The 16,242-nt window shown below is 71.3% G+C and carries 13 protein-coding genes; 4 read left to right on the forward strand and 9 right to left on the reverse strand.

Translation table 11 applies throughout. The features are described from left to right. The first annotated feature begins 37 nt into the window (after positions 1-37). Entirely contained in the window at positions 38-715 is a 678-nt protein-coding gene (locus ACO4JP_RS13830) for an ANTAR domain-containing protein (RefSeq protein WP_425954566.1), read from the forward strand. A gap of 22 nt (positions 716-737) precedes the next feature. Here the strand turns inward: ACO4JP_RS13830 and cofE are convergent, their stop codons facing one another. Next, positions 738-1,544 (reverse strand): coenzyme F420-0:L-glutamate ligase, encoded by an 807-nt coding sequence (gene cofE, locus ACO4JP_RS13835; RefSeq protein WP_425954567.1) that lies wholly within the window; start codon positions 1,542-1,544, stop codon positions 738-740. After that, the gene (locus ACO4JP_RS13840; protein ID WP_425954568.1) at positions 1,541-2,545 is read right to left on the reverse strand and encodes a TIGR03557 family F420-dependent LLM class oxidoreductase; all 1,005 of its coding nucleotides are present in this window, start codon (positions 2,543-2,545) and stop codon (positions 1,541-1,543) included. Before ACO4JP_RS13840 ends, cofE begins: the two co-directional genes overlap by 4 nt. A gap of 95 nt (positions 2,546-2,640) precedes the next feature. On the opposite strand from ACO4JP_RS13840, the gene valS reads away from it, so the two are divergent. Further along, on the forward strand, positions 2,641-5,385 hold the full coding sequence (valS, locus tag ACO4JP_RS13845) for a valine--tRNA ligase (protein ID WP_425954569.1): 2,745 nt from the start codon (positions 2,641-2,643) through the stop codon (positions 5,383-5,385). 77 nt (positions 5,386-5,462) lie between these two features. Here valS and ACO4JP_RS13850 read toward each other — a convergent pair whose 3' ends face one another. After that, entirely contained in the window at positions 5,463-6,713 is a 1,251-nt protein-coding gene (locus ACO4JP_RS13850; RefSeq protein WP_425954570.1) for a hypothetical protein, read from the reverse strand. Between the two features lie 114 nt (positions 6,714-6,827). Beyond that, positions 6,828-7,172: a chorismate mutase gene (locus ACO4JP_RS13855; RefSeq protein ID WP_425954571.1), complete on the reverse strand. Its 345-nt coding sequence runs from the start codon at positions 7,170-7,172 to the stop codon at positions 6,828-6,830. A gap of 109 nt (positions 7,173-7,281) precedes the next feature. Here ACO4JP_RS13855 and ACO4JP_RS13860 point away from each other — a divergent pair, with 109 nt between their 5' ends. Then, entirely contained in the window at positions 7,282-9,096 is a 1,815-nt protein-coding gene (locus ACO4JP_RS13860; RefSeq protein ID WP_425954572.1) for an AMP-dependent synthetase/ligase, read from the forward strand. Between the two features lie 61 nt (positions 9,097-9,157). Here ACO4JP_RS13860 and clpX read toward each other — a convergent pair whose 3' ends face one another. The 4 genes from clpX to tig all read right to left on the reverse strand — a co-directional run bounded on the left by clpX (position 9,158) and on the right by tig (position 13,498). Beyond that, on the reverse strand, positions 9,158-10,441 hold the full coding sequence (clpX, locus tag ACO4JP_RS13865; RefSeq protein WP_425954573.1) for an ATP-dependent Clp protease ATP-binding subunit ClpX: 1,284 nt from the start codon (positions 10,439-10,441) through the stop codon (positions 9,158-9,160). A 127-nt stretch (positions 10,442-10,568) separates the two neighbouring features. Beyond that, entirely contained in the window at positions 10,569-11,285 is a 717-nt protein-coding gene (locus tag ACO4JP_RS13870; protein WP_425954574.1) for an ATP-dependent Clp protease proteolytic subunit, read from the reverse strand. Between the two features lie 12 nt (positions 11,286-11,297). Then, on the reverse strand, positions 11,298-11,918 hold the full coding sequence (locus ACO4JP_RS13875) for an ATP-dependent Clp protease proteolytic subunit (RefSeq protein ID WP_425957117.1): 621 nt from the start codon (positions 11,916-11,918) through the stop codon (positions 11,298-11,300). A gap of 209 nt (positions 11,919-12,127) precedes the next feature. Further along, complete coding sequence (tig, locus tag ACO4JP_RS13880; protein WP_425957118.1) at positions 12,128-13,498, reverse strand: trigger factor; 1,371 nt, start codon at positions 13,496-13,498, stop codon at positions 12,128-12,130. Between the two features lie 186 nt (positions 13,499-13,684). Between tig and ACO4JP_RS13885 the strand changes: the two genes are divergently transcribed. Beyond that, positions 13,685-15,496: an ABC transporter ATP-binding protein gene (locus ACO4JP_RS13885; RefSeq protein ID WP_425954575.1), complete on the forward strand. Its 1,812-nt coding sequence runs from the start codon at positions 13,685-13,687 to the stop codon at positions 15,494-15,496. Positions 15,497-15,506: 10 nt separating this feature from the next. Here ACO4JP_RS13885 and ACO4JP_RS13890 read toward each other — a convergent pair whose 3' ends face one another. Beyond that, positions 15,507-16,181 (reverse strand): DUF1345 domain-containing protein, encoded by a 675-nt coding sequence (locus ACO4JP_RS13890; protein WP_425954576.1) that lies wholly within the window; start codon positions 16,179-16,181, stop codon positions 15,507-15,509. Between the last annotated feature and the right edge of the window lie 61 nt (positions 16,182-16,242).

Raw genomic sequence — 16,242 nt, forward strand, 5'->3', positions numbered from 1 at the left:
ATGCGTAGCCGAGGCCGACCGGAGGTATGTGGATCCCATGGGTATCTCGAAGTTCCCGCACGATTTCGCCACGCGGTGTGCCGCGGTTCTGGGCAGGTCCGTCGAGGCCAGCATCACCGTGCGACAGCTCGGCGTGACGGTCCGCGCCGGGAGCAGCTCCGATGCTGCGGCGCGGTGCGACCAGGCGGAGGCGGTCAGCGGCGTCGGACCGTGCATCGAGGCCATGGACAAGCTGGTCGCGCAGATCGTCCCGGAGGTCGCGCTGGAGTCACGGTGGGAGCTGTGGCGCACCCGGGCGTCGGAGGAGGGGTTCGTGTCAGCGGTCGCCGTGCCCGCGGTGGTCGGCCCTGGCATCTCTGTGGCGCTGAACCTCTACTCGAAGACCGCCGACCCGTGGGACTCCCGGCTGCTCACCGCGGCGGACTCCTACGCTCAGCTGGTGGCCTCGGCGTTCCGGCTGCGCCTGAGGCTTGCCGAGGTCGAGGACGGGGCCGTGGGCCTGTACCGCAACCTGAGCGACGACAAGGCCGTCGAGCGGGCCGTGGGCGCCATCATGCAGACCAACCAGTGCACCGAGCACGAGGCTCGCAACATCTTGGAGTCGGCCACGCGGAACCGCAAGGTGAGCCGGCGCGAGGTCGCGGAGAGCCTGCTCCGGTCGCTCGTCGTGCCGGACGACGGACCCGAGCCCGTCGGCGACCTGTTCGCGAGCTAGCGGCCCCGCGGGCGGCGCACGCTCACGGGCGCGGTGGGAGTCCCGCCGCGCCATCGGCGTGCCCGCGCGCGTAGGCCTCGGAGGTGCCCTCACGGAAAAGGTCGTCGGCGCTACCGCGGACCAGCCGCCGTGCGCCCCCGGGCGGCGCATCGCCGTCGTCCGCACCCGAGCCGGCGGGAACGTACCTCCCCACGCCGCGCACGACGGCGACGGCGCGTCCCGTCGCCTTGCCTCGGACGAGCTCAGAGGCGGAGGCGATCTCGTCGACGACGGCGGTCACCGTCACGTTGAGCGGCCGGCCGTGCGCGTCGGCACCCCCGCGCAGGTCGTCGACCACCTGCACGCCGGCGGCGCCGATCGCGATATCGACGAGGGCGTCGCGCCAGGCGCGCCCGGCGGTGTCGGTGACGACGACGCCGAGGCGGTCGAGCCCGAACCGCGCGCGCAGGGCGTCGCGCAGGGCACTGGCCGATGCGTCGGGGTCGAGCGGCAGCAGCAGCACCGTGCCGTCGGGCGTGTTGGAGGCGTCGACGCCGGCGGCCGCCATGACCAGGCCCAGCCGGTTCTCGACGATGCGCAGCGGCGGCAGTCCGGGGCGCGACCGCGTCGCGACCACGCGCACCGTCTCGTCGGTGATGGCCTGCTCGCGGTCGTCGGCGGCGACGACGCGCCCCTCCGCCTTCGACACGACCTTGGAGGTCACGACGACGACGTCCCCCTCGGCCAGCCGTTCGCCGTCGAGCAGGTCGCCCACGAGCGCGGCGAGGTCGTCGCCGGGGCGCACCTCGCCGAGCCCGTCGGGTGCCCAGACGGTCAGCCGCTCGCTCAACGCGTGAGCTTCGGGAGCACGTCGCGGCCGAAGACCTCGATCCACTCCTTCTGGTTGCGGCCCACGTTGTGCAGGTACACGCGGTCGAACCCGAGGTCGACGTACTTCTGGATGGCCTCGCGGTGCTTGTCCGGGTCGGCGCTGATGACCATGCGGCCCTCGAAGTCCTCGGGGCGCACCAGCTTGGCCATCTGCGCGAAGTCGTGGGGCGAGCGGATGTCGGCCTTGGGGAACTTCATGCCGCCGTTGGGCCACTCCGTCATGGCGTTGGCGAGGGCCTCCTCGTCGGTCTCGGCCCAGCTCATGTGCACCTGCAGCACCTTGGGCATACCCTCCGGGTCACGGCCCGACTCGCGCACGCCCTCCTCGAACTTGCCGAACAGCATGGAGATCTTCTCCAGCGGCGCGCCCACCGTGATGATGCCGTCGGCGCACTTACCGGTGCGCTTGGCGTTGATGGGGCCGGCGGTGGCCACGAGGATCTCCGGCGCGACCTCGGGCATGGTCCACAGGCGCGTGGACTCGAGCGTGTAGAACTGCCCCTGGTGCTTGACGTCCTTGCCCTCGATGCCGGACCTGAAGAGCTTCTTGATGATCTCGATGGCCTCGAACATGCGGTTGCTGCGCTCGCCCGCCTCGGGCCAGTAGCCGCCGACGACGTGCTCGTTGAGCGCCTCGCCCGAGCCCAGACCCAGCCAGTGCCGGCCCGGGTACATCGCGGCGAGCGTCGCGCTGGCCTGCGCGATCATCGCCGGGTGCCAGCGGAACGTCGGCGCGGTGACGCCGGGGCCGATGTCGCCGCGCGTGCGCTCGCCGAGAGCGGCCAGCACGTTCCAGACGAAGGCGGCGTTGCCCTGCTGCGGCACCCAGGGCTGGAAGTGGTCGGCGGCCATGACGCCCGAGAAGCCGTGCTGCTCGGCGTAGGCGGACAGGTCGACCACCTCCGTCGGGTGGAACTGCTCCAGCATGGCGGCGTAGCCGATGGTGAGGTCAGATGCCATGCCGCGAGCCTAGTCCCGAGCCTTCGGGGTACGGCGAGAGCCAGGTCAGCTCGAGCACCTGACCCAGTGCCCGCCGTCTGGGAGAATGACAAACCATGAGCGACTTCCCGACCCCCTCCCCCGCCACGACCCCCTCGCCGGTCGCCGGCTCGCAGGCAGACGTCGTCCGCGCGGTGGTACGGGAGGTACCGGACCGGGTCTCGCTCGAGGGGCTGGAGACCAAGCTCGGTGAGCGCTGGGAGCGCGAGGGCACGTTCGCCTTCGACCGCACCAAGACGCGCGAGCAGGTCTACTCGATCGACACCCCGCCGCCGACGGCGTCGGGCTCGCTGCACGTCGGCCATGTGTTCAGCTACACCCACACCGACCTCCTCGCGCGCTACAAGCGCATGCGCGGTCTCGAGGTGTTCTACCCGATGGGCTGGGACGACAACGGCCTGCCCACCGAGCGCCGCGTGCAGAACTACTACGGCGTGCGCGTCGACACCTCCCTTCCCTACGACCCCGAGTTCGTCCCGCCGCACGAGGGCACCGACGGCAAGACCATCAAGGCTTCCGACCAGGTGCCCGTCTCGCGCCGCAACTTCATCGAGCTGTGCCTGCGCCTCACCGCGCAGGACGAGAAGTCGTTCGAGGACGTGTGGCGGTACCTCGGCCTCTCGGTCGACTGGGCGCAGACGTACCAGACCATCGACGACCGCTCGCGCGCTGCCACCCAGCGCGCGTTCGTGCGCAACCTCGCGCGCGGCGAGGCCTACCAGGCTGAGGCGCCGGGCCTGTGGGACGTGACGTTCCAGACCGCGGTGGCCCAGGCCGAGCTCGAGGCGCGCGACTACCCGGGCTCCTTCCACAAGGTCGCGTTCCACCGGCCCGACGGCGAGAAGGTCTTCATCGAGACCACCCGCCCGGAGCTGATCCCGGCCGTCGTCGCCCTCATCGCGCACCCCGACGACGAGCGCTACCAGCCGCTGTTCGGCACCACCGTGACGTCGCCGCTGTTCGGCGTCGAGATCCCGGTGCTCGCCCACCCGGCCGCCGAGCCCGACAAGGGCGCCGGCATCGCCATGTGCTGCACCTTCGGTGACCTCACCGACGTGCAGTGGTGGCGCGAGCTGCAGCTGCCGACGCGCTCGGTCATCCAGCGCGACGGGCGCCTGTCCCGTGAGACGCCGGAGTGGATCGCTGGCGGGCCGGGCGAGCGCCTGTACGAGCTCGACCTCAGCGGACGGACGACCTTCTCGGCGCGCACCGCCGTGGTCGACGCCCTGCGTGCCTCGGGCGACCTCGAGGGCGAGCCGGTCGCCACGCAGCGCAAGACGAACTTCTACGAGAAGGGCGACAAGCCCCTCGAGATCGTCACGAGCCGCCAGTGGTACATCCGCAACGGCGGCCGCGACGTCCCGGGCCGTGACCTCAAGACCGAGCTGCTGGGCCGCGGCAAGGAGCTCGACTTCCACCCCGACTTCATGCGCGTCCGCTACGAGAACTGGGTCAACGGTCTCAACGGAGACTGGCTGATCTCGCGTCAGCGGTTCTTCGGTGTGCCGATCCCGCTGTGGTACCCGGTGCTCGAGACGGGCGACGTCGACTACGACAACCCCATCGTGCCGTCGGAGGCCTCGCTGCCGGTGGACCCGGCGGCGCACGCCCCGGAGGGCTTCACCGAGGACCAGCGCGGCGTCCCGGGCGGCTTCGTCGGCGACCAGGACGTCATGGACACGTGGGCGACGTCGTCGCTCTCCCCGCTCATCGTGGGCGGCTGGGAGCGTGACGCCGACCTGCTCGAGCGCGTCTACCCGATGGACCTGCGCCCGCAGGGGCAGGACATCATCCGCACCTGGCTCTTCTCGACCGTGGTGCGCTCGCACCTCGAGTGCGGCGGCCTGCCCTGGGCCAACGCGGCCATCAGCGGCTGGATCCTCGACCCCGACCGCAAGAAGATGTCGAAGTCGAAGGGCAACGTCGTCACGCCGCTGGGGCTGCTCCAGCAGCACGGCTCCGACGCGGTGCGGTACTGGGCGGCCTCGGCGCGCCTGGGCACCGACGCGGCGTTCGACGAAGGCCAGATGAAGATCGGCCGCCGGCTCGCGATCAAGGTGCTCAACGCCTCGAAGTTCGTGCTCGAGTTCGGGCGCGACGCCGAGACCGGCGCCGGCGAGGTCGTGCTCGACCCGGCGCTCGTGACCGTGGAGCTCGACCGCGCCATGCTCGCCGGCCTGGCCGCCGTCGTCGACACCGCCACGGAGGCGTACGAGGCCTACGACCACACGCGCGCCCTGGAGGTCACGGAGACGTTCTTCTGGACGTTCTGCGACGACTACCTCGAGCTGGTCAAGGACCGCGCGTACGGGGCCGGCGCCACGGCGTCGGAGGCGACGACGTCGGCGCGCACCGCGCTGGCGATCGCGCTGGACGTGATGTTGCGCCTGCTCGCCCCCGTGCTGCCGTACGCGACCGAGGAGGTCTGGTCCTGGTGGCGCACGGGCTCGGTGCACCGCGCCGCGTGGCCGATCGCCGCGGACCTGCGCATCGCTGCCGGTGACGCCGACCCGGCGCAGCTCGCCGCCGCGGGCAACGCGCTGGCCGCGCTGCGCAAGATCAAGTCGGAGGCCAAGGTCTCGATGCGCACGCCGATCCTCGGCGGCACGCTCGCGGTCCCGGGCACGGCGCTGGCGGGCGTCCGCTCGGCGCTCGACGACGTCCGCGGCGCGGGCCGCGTCGAGGGTGACCTGACGCTGGTCGAGGCCGCCGAGGGCCAGGGAGATCCTGACGTCCAGGGCGGCATCGTGGTCGTCGCGTCGGAGCTGGGCGAGCCCCCGGCGAAGACCCCGCGCGCCTGAGAACCTCCCTTTCGCCGTCGTACCTGGTGGCGTTCTGCAGCGCAGAACGCCACCAGGTACGACGGGGAAAGGAAAGGTCAGCGGAGCAGGTCCTGGTCGCGGCTCATCGTCGCCGCGACCTCCTGCGGGGTGGCGCCATCGTGCCAGCGCAGCGTCGCGCCGACGCCGTCGATGAGGTCGACCGCGCCCTCCGGGGCGACCGTCAGGCCCGCGTCCTGCCCTACCGCGGCCCGCATGAGCGCGATCGCCGCCGGCAGCTCCTCGACTCCGTCCGTGTAGCCCGCGTCCGCGAGCGACGACCGGGACAGGGCGATCGCCAGCGGGTCCGGGCCGATCCACAGGGTGCGCCCACTCAGCGGCCCGCGCGCCCCGTCGGCGCCGACGACGAGGGCGCCGTCGTACCCGACGTCCTCGTTCAGCACCAGCTCCTTGACCTGCCCGCGCGACAGCACGGCGACGACGTCGTCGACGCCGCTCACCGCGCCCTGCTCGCGGCCCTGACCCTGGCGCAGCTCGGCCAGCACCACCTCGCGGCGCTTCTCGCGGTAGGAGTCCAGGGCGTCCTCGAGGTTCTCGTGGAAGGCGCCCTCGTGGACTCCGGCACCCCGGCCGCCTCCGGCGACCTCGACGGTCAGCTCCGCGACCGGGCGCACGAGCGCCGTCTTCACGGCCCGCACCGTGCGCGCGTCGCCGTACAGCAGCACAATCTCGGGCCGCTCCTCCGCCACCGCCTTCTCCACCTCGCGGGCCACGGCCTCGGCGTTCCGTGCCAGCGAGTCCTCCACGCGCGCATCGACGGCGGACTGGCCGCCGCGGTCGCCGCCGCCACCGGCCGCACCGCCGCGCGACGATCCGCCCGGGGCCACCTTGGAGATGTCGTCGTGCGGGGCCTCGAAAGTGCGCCGCGCGTCCCAGCCGCGCGCGCCCATCAGCCTCAGGTCCGCGCCGGTGCGGTCGACGGCGACCTTGAGCGCGGTGACCTCCTCGTCGGCGGCAAGGGCCGCGTGCAGCAGGGCGGGCACGGCGTGCCAGACGCCGGTCGCGACCGTCGGCGCCGTGTGCAGCGCCTTGTCGACGAGCACCCCCGACCCGTCCGCGATGATGACGCGCCCGTGCGCGCCCACCTTGCGGATCGGGCGCAGCGCGGCATCCTCGACCGCGTCGAGGACGGAGTCGGGCGCGCCCTGCTGGGCGAGGCTGCGGCGCACGGCCTTCCACCGTCCCGCGACGTCTTTGTCGCCCGCCTCCGCGGAGCGTGTCGCATCGAGGTAGATCGTCGCGAACGGTCCGGGGTGGCCGATGAGGGGCTTGATCCAGTCGGTCTTCATGTCAGCTCCAGCGCCTCCTGAACTCGGCTGTCCCACCAGGGTGCGTCGCCCGGCGGCGAGGCGCCACACAGGGCCGAGGCGCCGATCACCGACGCGCGGAGCTGCCTAACCCCTTCATGCAAAGGTGTCGAGCGGCGGCAGCTCACCCTGCCGCCCGCCCGCCGCGTACTCGGCGGCGATGAGCTCGTGGTGGCGGATCACCTCGGCCACGACGAACGCCCGGAAGGCCTCCGCGAAGGCCGGGTCGAGGCCCGCCTCGGTCGCGATCGAGGTCAGACGCTCGATCTGCTGCTGGTCGCGCGAGGGGTCGGCGGGCGGGAGGCCGCCCATGGCCTTCAGCTCGCCGACCCGCTGGGTCATCTTGAACCGTTCCGCAAGCAGGTGAACCAGGGCTGCGTCAATGTTGTCGATGCTGCGTCGCAGGCCAAGGATCTCGTCAGGCATTGCCGGTTCCGTCATGTGAGCGATCCTAAGGGGGCTGGAACTGCGGCCGCGGCCGGGTAGACGTGTAGCGTCGCAACGCGTCTCGGCAACCAGGCCGGCACCGAACGGACGGAGACCACCCACCGTGAACCTCGCGACGACCCCGGCCCTCGTGGACGTCCCCGCGTCGACCAGCATCAACACGCTGCTCGCCGACCGCGTGGCGCGCACCGGCGAGAACCCGCTGCTCGAGCGGCGCGAGACGCCGTCGGCGCCCTGGGTCCCGGTCAGCGCCAACGCGTTCGACGCCGACGTCGTCGCCGTGGCGCGCGGCCTCGTCGCCCGCGGCTTCAAGGCCGGCGACCACGTCGCGATCATGTCCCGCACGCGCTACGAGTGGACCCTGCTCGACTACGCGATCTGGGCCGTCGGCGGCGTCCCCGTCCCCGTCTACGAGACCTCCGCCCCCGACCAGGTGCAGTGGATCCTGTCCGACGCCGAGGTGCGGTTCGTCATCGTCGAGACCGCCGCGCACGCCGGGATCGTCGGCGCCATCCGCGACACGCTGCCCGCGCTCGAGGACGTCCTCGTGATCGACGCCGGCGTGATCGACGCGCTGCGCGCGGAGGGTGCTGACGTCGCGGAGCAGGTCGTCGCCGACCGCCGCGCCGGTGTCGTCGCCGCCGACCTCGCGACGATCATCTACACGTCCGGCTCCACGGGCCGCCCCAAGGGCGCCGAGCTGACGCACGGCAACTTCGCGCACGTGTCGCTCAACGCGGCCGAGGTCCTGCCCGAGGTGCTGGAGAGCGAGGGTGCGCGCACGCTGCTGTTCCTGCCCCTGGCGCACGTGTTCGCGCGGCTCATCCAGGTGGCCGTGCTCTCCGCCGACACCGTCCTGGGCCACACCCCCGACGTGAAGAACCTGGTCGCTGACCTCGGTTCCTTCAAGCCGACCTTCTTGCTCGCCGTCCCGCGCGTGTTCGAGAAGGTCTACAACTCGGCCGAGCAGACGGCGTCGGCCTCCAGGCTCAAGCGCACGATCTTCTACTGGGCCGTCCGGACCGCCATCGCGACCTCGCGCGCCCAGGACTCCGGCAGGGTCCCGGCGTCGCTGCAGATCCAGCACCGCGTCGCGGACCGCCTCGTGCTCGGCAAGCTCCGGGAAGCCATGGGCGGCGACGTCGTCCACGCCGTCTCTGGCGGCGCCCCGCTCGGTGAGCGTCTCGGGCACTTCTTCCGCGGCGTCGGCGTGACGGTGCTCGAGGGCTACGGCCTGACCGAGACCACGGCGCCGACCGCGGTCAGCCTGCCGCGCTCGGTCGCGATCGGCACCGTCGGCCCGCCGATGCCCGGCACGAGCATCCAGATCGATGACGACGGCGAGATCCTCCTCAAGGGCCCGCACGTCTTCCGCGGCTACCACAACCAGCCGACGCTGACCGCCGAGGTGCTGGAGGACGGCTGGTTCCGCACCGGCGACATCGGCACGCTCGACGGCGAGGGCCGCCTCCGCATCACGGGCCGCAAGAAGGAGCTCATCGTCACCGCCGGCGGCAAGAACGTCGCCCCTGCGCTGCTCGAGGACCGTCTGCGTTCGCACCCGCTCGTCTCGCAGGTCGTCGTCGTCGGCGACCAGCGCCCGTTCATCGGTGCGCTCGTGACGCTCGACGCCGAGATGCTGCCGGGCTGGCTCTCCACCCACGGCCTGCCCAACATGCCGGTGTCCGAGGCCCGGACCAACCCCGACGTGCTGGCCGCCCTGGACAGGGCCGTGAGCCGTGCCAACGAGGCCGTCTCGCGCGCCGAGTCGATCCGCAAGATCCACATCCTGGAGAACGACTTCACCGAGGCGAACGGCTACCTGACGCCGTCGCTGAAGGTGAAGCGCCCGCTGGTGATCAAGGACTTCGCGGACACGATCGACTCCTTGTATGCCGGAGCCCCCACGACCGCCTGACCGCTGCGGACATGAAAAGTGGCTCGGTCTCCCGTCGGAGACCGGGCCACAGCCATATGGGTTACGCGCTCTTCTCGCGCGGCGGGCGTGCGCGGACCGGGTTGGCGCGTGGCACCAGCGTGGGGTTGACGTTCTCCAGCACCACCTCGCGGCTGATCACCACGCGCTCGACGTCGTCCCGGCTGGGCACGTCGAACATGACCTGCTGCAGCACCTCTTCCATGATCGCGCGCAGGCCACGGGCGCCCGTACCGCGCAGCAGCGCCTGCTCCGCGACCGCCTCGACGGCGTCGTCGGTGAACTCCAGGTCGACGCCGTCGATCTGGAACATGCGCTGGTACTGCTTCACGAGGGCGTTGCGCGGCTCGGTGAGGATGCGCACCAGTGCGCCGCGGTCCAGCGGGGACACCGAGGCGATGACCGGCAGGCGGCCGATGAACTCGGGGATGAGTCCGTACTTCTGCAGGTCCTCGGGGCGGGTCTCGGCGAACAGGTCGTCGTCCGCGTTGGTCTCCATGGGGGCGCCGAACCCGATGCCGCGCTTGCGGGCGCGGGCCGCGACGATCTCCTCCAGCCCGGCGAACGCGCCGGCCACGATGAACAGCACGTTCGTCGTGTCGATCTGGATGAACTCCTGGTGCGGGTGCTTGCGTCCACCCTGCGGCGGCACCGACGCCGTCGTGCCTTCGATGATCTTCAGCAGCGCCTGCTGCACGCCCTCGCCGGAGACGTCGCGCGTGATCGACGGGTTGTCGGCCTTGCGGGCCACCTTGTCGACCTCGTCGATGTAGATGATGCCGGTCTCGGCCTTCTTGACGTCGTAGTCGGCGGCCTGGATCAGCTTGAGGAGGATGTTCTCGACGTCCTCGCCCACGTAGCCCGCCTCGGTGAGGGCCGTGGCGTCCGCGATGGCGAACGGGACGTTGAGCATCTTGGCGAGCGTCTGCGCCAGGTAGGTCTTGCCGGTACCGGTGGGGCCGATGAGCAGGATGTTGGACTTGGCGATCTCGATGACATCGATGTCATCGCCGCCGGAGCGCCCCTGCTCACTGGCCTGGATGCGCTTGTAGTGGTTGTAGACGGCGACGGCCAGGGCTCGCTTGGCGCCGTCCTGGCCGATGATGTACTGCTCGAGGAACTCGAAGATCTCCCGCGGCTTGGGCAGCTCCGTCATGCCGAGCTCGGCCTGCTCGCTGAGCTCCTCCTCGATGATCTCGTTGCACAGGTCGATGCACTCGTCGCAGATGTAGACGCCTGGGCCTGCGATGAGCTTCTTGACCTGCTTCTGCGACTTCCCGCAGAACGAGCACTTCAGCAGGTCAGCCCCGTCACCGATCCGTGCCACCGGGCGGCTCCTCTCTCCAGCGACTACCTCTGGCCCCATTCCACACCACGGCACCGGGCTTGTCAGCCGACTTCCCCGGAGAGTCGCATGGTGCCCGCCCGTGAGGGCGGGCACCGTCGCGGCGTCGTCAGCGCGCGATGACCGGGAGCGGCTTGCGCGACTCCAGCACGAGGTCGACGAGCCCGTAGTCCTTGGCCTGGGCGGCCGTGAGGATCTTGTCGCGCTCGATGTCCTCCTTGACCTGCTCGGCCGTACGGCCCGAGTGGTGCGCCAGCGTCTCCTCGAGCCACTCGCGCATGCGGATCAGCTCGTTGGCGTGGATCTCGATGTCCGACGCCTGGGCGTAGCCGCCGCCCTCCATCGCGGGCTGGTGGATCAGCACGCGCGCGTTCGGCAGGGCGTAGCGCTTGCCCTGCTGGCCGGCGGCCAGCAGCACGGCCGCGGCCGAGGCGGCCTGGCCGAGGCAGACCGTCTGGATCTGCGGCTTGATGTACTGCATCGTGTCGTACAGCGCCGTCATCGCGGTGAACGAGCCGCCGGGGCTGTTGATGTACATCATGATGTCGCGGTCGGGATCCTGGGACTCCAGGACCAGCAGCTGCGCCATGACGTCGTCGGCCGAGGCGTCGTCCACCTGCACGCCGAGGAAGATGATGCGGTCCTCGAAGAGCTTGGTGTACGGGTCCTGGCGCTTGAAGCCGTAGGCCGTGCGCTCCTCGAACTGGGGCAGCACGTAGCGGCTCGACGGCGCCCCATAGGGCAGCGAGATCCCGCCCGGCCGCGCGTAGTCCCCCGCGAGGCGGCCGGCCGTGGCGGCGAACTGCTCAGGGTTCATGTAGCTCATCTCTCTCTCCCGTCAGCTCGCGCTGTTCATGCCGCCGCCGCCTGCGAGCGCGGCGTTCTCGACCACGTGGTCGATGAAGCCGTACTCGAGCGCCTCCTGAGCGGTGAACCAGGAGTCGCGGTCGTTGTCCTTGAGGATCTGCGGGAGCGGCTTGCCCGTCTGCTCCGCCGTCAGCTCGGCGAGCACCTGCTTCATGTGCATGATCAGCTGCGCGTTGATGCGGACGTCGGTGGCCGTGCCCCCGATGCCGCCCGACGGCTGGTGCATCATGACGCGTGCGTGCGGCGTCGCGTAGCGCTTGCCCTTGGCGCCCGAGGAGAGCAGGAACTGCCCCATCGAGGCCGCCATGCCCATCGCCACGGTGGCGACGTCGGGCTGGATGAACTGCATGGTGTCGTAGATCGCCATGCCGGCGGTGATCGAGCCGCCCGGGCTGTTGATGTACAGCCAGATGTCCTTCGTCGGGTCCTCTGCAGCCAGGAGCATCATCTGTGCGCAGATCGCGTTGGCGTTCTCGTCGCGCACCTCCGAGCCGAGCCAGATGATGCGCTCCTTGAGGAGCCGGTTGTAGATGGAGTCGTTGAGCCCGAGGCTGGGTCCGTCGGCACGAGCCACGGGACCCGTGCTGTCCATCCGCAGCAGGTCGTTCACGTCCGTCTCCTTCGCGTTCGGTGTCGCTCGACCCTAACGTGCGGCACCGACGCGTTCGTCCCTGCCAGCGCGCTTTTCGCTCACGGCGCATGGGGCGGCACGGGTTGCCTCGCGGCGGCCCCGCAGAGACGACGACGGCGCCGCACCTCGCGCGAGGTGCGGCGCCGTCGGGCGTGCTGCAAGCGGGAGGCTCAGGCCTCCTCGGTCTCCTCGACCGGCGCCTCGGTGCCCTCGGCCTCGGCGGCCTCAGCGACCGCGTTCTCGATGGCCTCGGCGGCGGCGTCGGCGTCGTCCGAGCCGATGAACTCGCTCAGGTCGACGACGTTGCCCTCGCCGTCCTTGACCTCGATCTTGCGCAGCGCGACGGCGAGCGCCTTGGAGCGCGCGACCTCGCCGACCATGGCCGGGATCTGGCCGCCCTGGTCGAGCGTCTGGATGAACTGCTGCGGCTCCATGCCGTACTGGCGCGAGGCCTGGACCAGGTACTCGACGAGCTCGCCCTGACCGACCTTGACCGAGAGCTTCTCGGCGAGGGTGTCGAGCAGGATCTGGTTCTTGAGGGCGTTGGTGGCGTCGACGGTGACCTCGGCGCGGTGCGTGTCGTCCTCGAGGCGCTCCTCCGACTCGAGGTGGCGGTGCACCTCGGCCTCGACGGCGCCCTGCGGCACGGGGATCTCGACGGCGGCCAGCAGCTTCTCGAGGAGCTGGTCGCGCGCGGTGACGGCCTGGTTCGACTTCTTGATCGACGCGACCTGCTCGCGCAGGTCGGCGCTCAGCTCGTCGAGCGTGTCGAACTCCGAGGCGAGCTGGGCGAAGTCGTCGTCCGCCTCGGGCAGGTCGCGCTGCTTGACCGAGGTGGCGGTGACGGTGACGTCGGCCTCCTGGCCCTCGTGCTCGCCGCCGGCCAGGTCCGCCTTGAACGTGGTGGTCTCGCCGGCCGACAGGCCCGTGAGCGCCTCGTCCAGGCCCTCGAGCATGTTGCCCGAGCCGATCTGGTACGAGATGCCCGACACGGAGTCGACCTCCTCGTCGCCGATGACGGCCTTGAGGTCGATGACGATGTAGTCGCCCTCGACGGCCGGGCGGTCGACGCCGACCAGCGTGCCGAAGCGCTCGCGCAGGGCGTCGAGGCGCTCGCTGACGTCGGTGTCGGTGACCTCGGTCGACTCGAGGACGATCTCCAGGTCGGAGAGCTCGGGCAGCTCGATCTCCGGGCGGACCTCGACCTCGGCCGTGAACTTCAGCTGGCCCTCGCCGGCCTTGGCCGGGATCTCGGTGACCTCGACGGCGGGCTGGGCCAGCGGGCGCAGCTTCTGCTCGGCGGCGGCCTGGCCGTAGAACCCGCCGAGCGCGTCGTTCACCGCGTGCTCGACGACGGCGCCCCAGCCGACGCGCTGGTCGATGATGCGCGGCGGGACCTTGCCCTTGCGGAAGCCGGGGATGTTCACCTGCTCCGCGATGTGCTTGTAGGCGTGGTCGATGCTCGGCTTGAGCTCGTCGTAGTCCACCTCGACGGTCAGCTTGACCTTGGTGGGGTCCAGGGTCTCGACGGCGCTCTTCACTTCGATGGTCTCCAACTGTGATCGGGTGCGTACGCGCGCAGCAGGTCCGTCGAGGACGGCGTCAGGCGTACGGGCAACCCGAACATGGTAGAGCACCGGGCCCGTTCCCGGCGCCCCCGAGCAGGAGCGGCCAGGGCTCGGATCTCGGCCGGACAACGCCACCGGGCGCCTTCGTACGCTTGACGGATGCCCTCCACACCCACCGCCGACGACGCGCGCGCCCGCACCGAGTCGGCGCGCAACTGGCGCACCCTGATGTCGTTCCTCCACCCGTACCGGTGGCGCATCGTCGCGGGCGCCGTGCTGGGCATCATCGCCACCGTCGCCGGGCTGTGGACGCCCCGCATCATCGAGAACGTCATCGAGCACCTGTCCGCCGGGACCTCGGTCGCGCCCGACGTCATGCTGTTCGGCGCGCTCACCCTGGTCTACCTGGTGGCGATGCTCCTGCAGTGGGCCACGCTCGGGCGCACGGCCGAGACGGTGGTGTACGACGTCCGCAAGGCGCTCGTCGCGCGGTTCCTGCGCGGCCGGGTCACGCAGGTGCGCGAGCGGTCCACCGCTGACCTGATCGCGCGCACCACGGCCGATGCCCCGCTGCTCCAGCTGACCGTCGGCACCGGCTTCGTCTCGTTCGTCACGAGCATCACCGGTGTCGTCGGCTCGATCGTGCTCATGGGCGTGATCGACGGGCTCATGCTGGGGATCACCCTCGCGGCGGTCGCCGTGCTCGGCCTGATCATGGGCCTGATCATGCCGAAGGTGGGTCGCGAGCGAGCCCTGGCGCAGGAGGCCGTGGGCCGAATGAGCAGCGAGCTCGACGGCTCGATGCGCGCCCTGCGCACCATCAAGGCGCTGCGCGCCGAGGACGCCCGGTCCGAGGCGGTGCTCGCCGACGCGGAGAAGGCGCGCAAGCACGGCGTGTCGGCCATGTGGGCCGAGCTGATCTCGTACGAGACGGCCTTCGGCGGCATGCAGCTCATCACCGTGTTCATGGTCGCGTTCGGCGCGTGGCGCGTCACGGAGGGGCACCTCAGCATCGCCGCGCTCGTCGCGTTCATCATGTACACGCAGAACTTCATCGTCCCGCTCATGGAGCTGGCCGACGGCTTCTCGACCATCCAGTCCGGTCTGGCAGCGTCGAAGCGCATCGCCGAGGCGCAGGAGATCGAGCTGGAGGAGCCCGGCCTGGCGGTCGAGCCCGGTTTGGTGATCGAGCCCGGTCTGGCGGTCGAGCCCGTCGAGACCCCGCTCGACGCCGACGCTCCCGTCATCGAGTTCGAGGACGTCACCGCGCGGTACACGCCGGCCGAGGGCGACGTCGTGCGGAACCTCGATCTCGCGATCCCGCGCCGGGGTCACGTGGCGATCGTGGGCCCCTCGGGGGCCGGCAAGTCCTCCGTTGCGTCCCTCGCGCTGCGGTTCCTGTCCCCGCACTCGGGCACCGTCCGCCTCGACGGCGTCCCCTACGAGCAGCTCACCTACGCCCAGGTGCGCGAGCGGTTCGCGTACGTCGAGCAGGAGCCGCCGGTGCTGCCGGGCACGGTCCGCGACAACCTGCTGCCCGCCAAGCCCGCCGCCGACGACGCCGAGCTCCACGAGGTGCTCCGCGCGGTCGAGCTGGCCGAGGACGTCGCCGCGCTGCCCGATGGCCTCGACACCGAGCTTGTCGGTGCGACCATGACCGGCGGCGGCCGGCAGCGACTCGCGATGGCCCGCGCGCTCCTCGCCGAGGCCGACGTGCTCCTGCTGGACGACGCGACCTCGCAGATCGGCGGCCGCGCCGAGGAGGCGATCAACCGGGCGACGCGCGCCGCCGCCGAGAACGCCGCCGTCGTGACGATCGCGAACCGCCTGTCGACCGTCGTCGGCGCCGACAAGATCGTCGTCATGGACAACGGTCGCGTCCGCGCGACGGGCACGCACGCCGAGCTGCTCGAGACGGACGACCTGTACGCCGGCCTGGTGGCGACGCCCCACGTCGAGGCCGCCGCCTGACCGCTGCACGTCAACCCGCCAGGGCAGCCACCAGGTTGACCAGCAGGGCCACGATGACCGTGCCGTACAGGTACGCCAGCAGCGCCTGGGCCAGCGCGGTCCGGCGCAGCGCCGTCGTGCGCAGGTCGGTGTCCGAGATCGCGAAGCTCATCCCCACGGTGAACGCCACGTAGGTGAAGTCGGTGTACGACGGCGGTGCGCCGTCGTCGTGGAAGTCGATCCCGCCCTGCGGGTCCGTGTAGAACAGCCTGGCGTAGCGCAGCGCGAACAGCGTGTGCACGCTCGCCCAGGACACGACGATGGCGGCGAGCACCGCGCCCGTCGTCGGCAGGTCGCCGCGCAGTCCGCCCTGGGTGAGAACGACGGCGAGCCCGGCGAGGCTGACGACCGCTGCGAGCAGCACCATCGCACGCTCGACGACCCGCGCCGGCTCTTCGCGGAGCGCGTGCTCCGCCGTGGCGGAGGGGCCCATCGGGGTGATGACGAGAAGCGTCCACGCGACGAAGAGCAGGCCGGCGGCAGCCCACCCACCGAGCAGGGCGGCCGCCACGGTGTCCACGCGCAGCGCGATGCCGACGAAGACGCCGACCACCACCGCCGCGGCGAGCCGGACGCCGGGCGGGACGTCGAGCACGCCGCTCAGACGCGCGAGCCCGCGGGCGACCGGGTCCGGACCCTCCTCCATGGGCGCCAGTGTGGCGCGCGACCCGGCCGGAGGGGTGGATGCGCGGGCCTGGCGCGGCGCG

Source organism: Xylanimonas sp. McL0601 (genome assembly GCF_049852175.1).
Classification (GTDB): Bacteria; Actinomycetota; Actinomycetes; order Actinomycetales; family Cellulomonadaceae; genus Xylanimonas.

Excerpts from the sequence above, each read along its gene's own strand:
- ACO4JP_RS13830 (WP_425954566.1), top strand. The coding sequence starts at position 38 with ATGGGTATCTCGAAGTTCCCGCACGATTTCGCCACGCGGTGTGCCGCG.
- ACO4JP_RS13840 (WP_425954568.1), bottom strand. The coding sequence starts at position 2,545 with ATGGCATCTGACCTCACCATCGGCTACGCCGCCATGCTGGAGCAGTTC.
- valS (WP_425954569.1), top strand. The coding sequence starts at position 2,641 with ATGAGCGACTTCCCGACCCCCTCCCCCGCCACGACCCCCTCGCCGGTC.
- ACO4JP_RS13850 (WP_425954570.1), bottom strand. The coding sequence starts at position 6,713 with ATGAAGACCGACTGGATCAAGCCCCTCATCGGCCACCCCGGACCGTTC.
- ACO4JP_RS13855 (WP_425954571.1), bottom strand. The coding sequence starts at position 7,172 with ATGACGGAACCGGCAATGCCTGACGAGATCCTTGGCCTGCGACGCAGC.
- ACO4JP_RS13870 (WP_425954574.1), bottom strand. The coding sequence starts at position 11,285 with ATGAGCTACATGAACCCTGAGCAGTTCGCCGCCACGGCCGGCCGCCTC.
- ACO4JP_RS13875 (WP_425957117.1), bottom strand. The coding sequence starts at position 11,918 with ATGGACAGCACGGGTCCCGTGGCTCGTGCCGACGGACCCAGCCTCGGG.
- ACO4JP_RS13885 (WP_425954575.1), top strand. The coding sequence starts at position 13,685 with ATGCCCTCCACACCCACCGCCGACGACGCGCGCGCCCGCACCGAGTCG.
- ACO4JP_RS13890 (WP_425954576.1), bottom strand. The coding sequence starts at position 16,181 with ATGGAGGAGGGTCCGGACCCGGTCGCCCGCGGGCTCGCGCGTCTGAGC.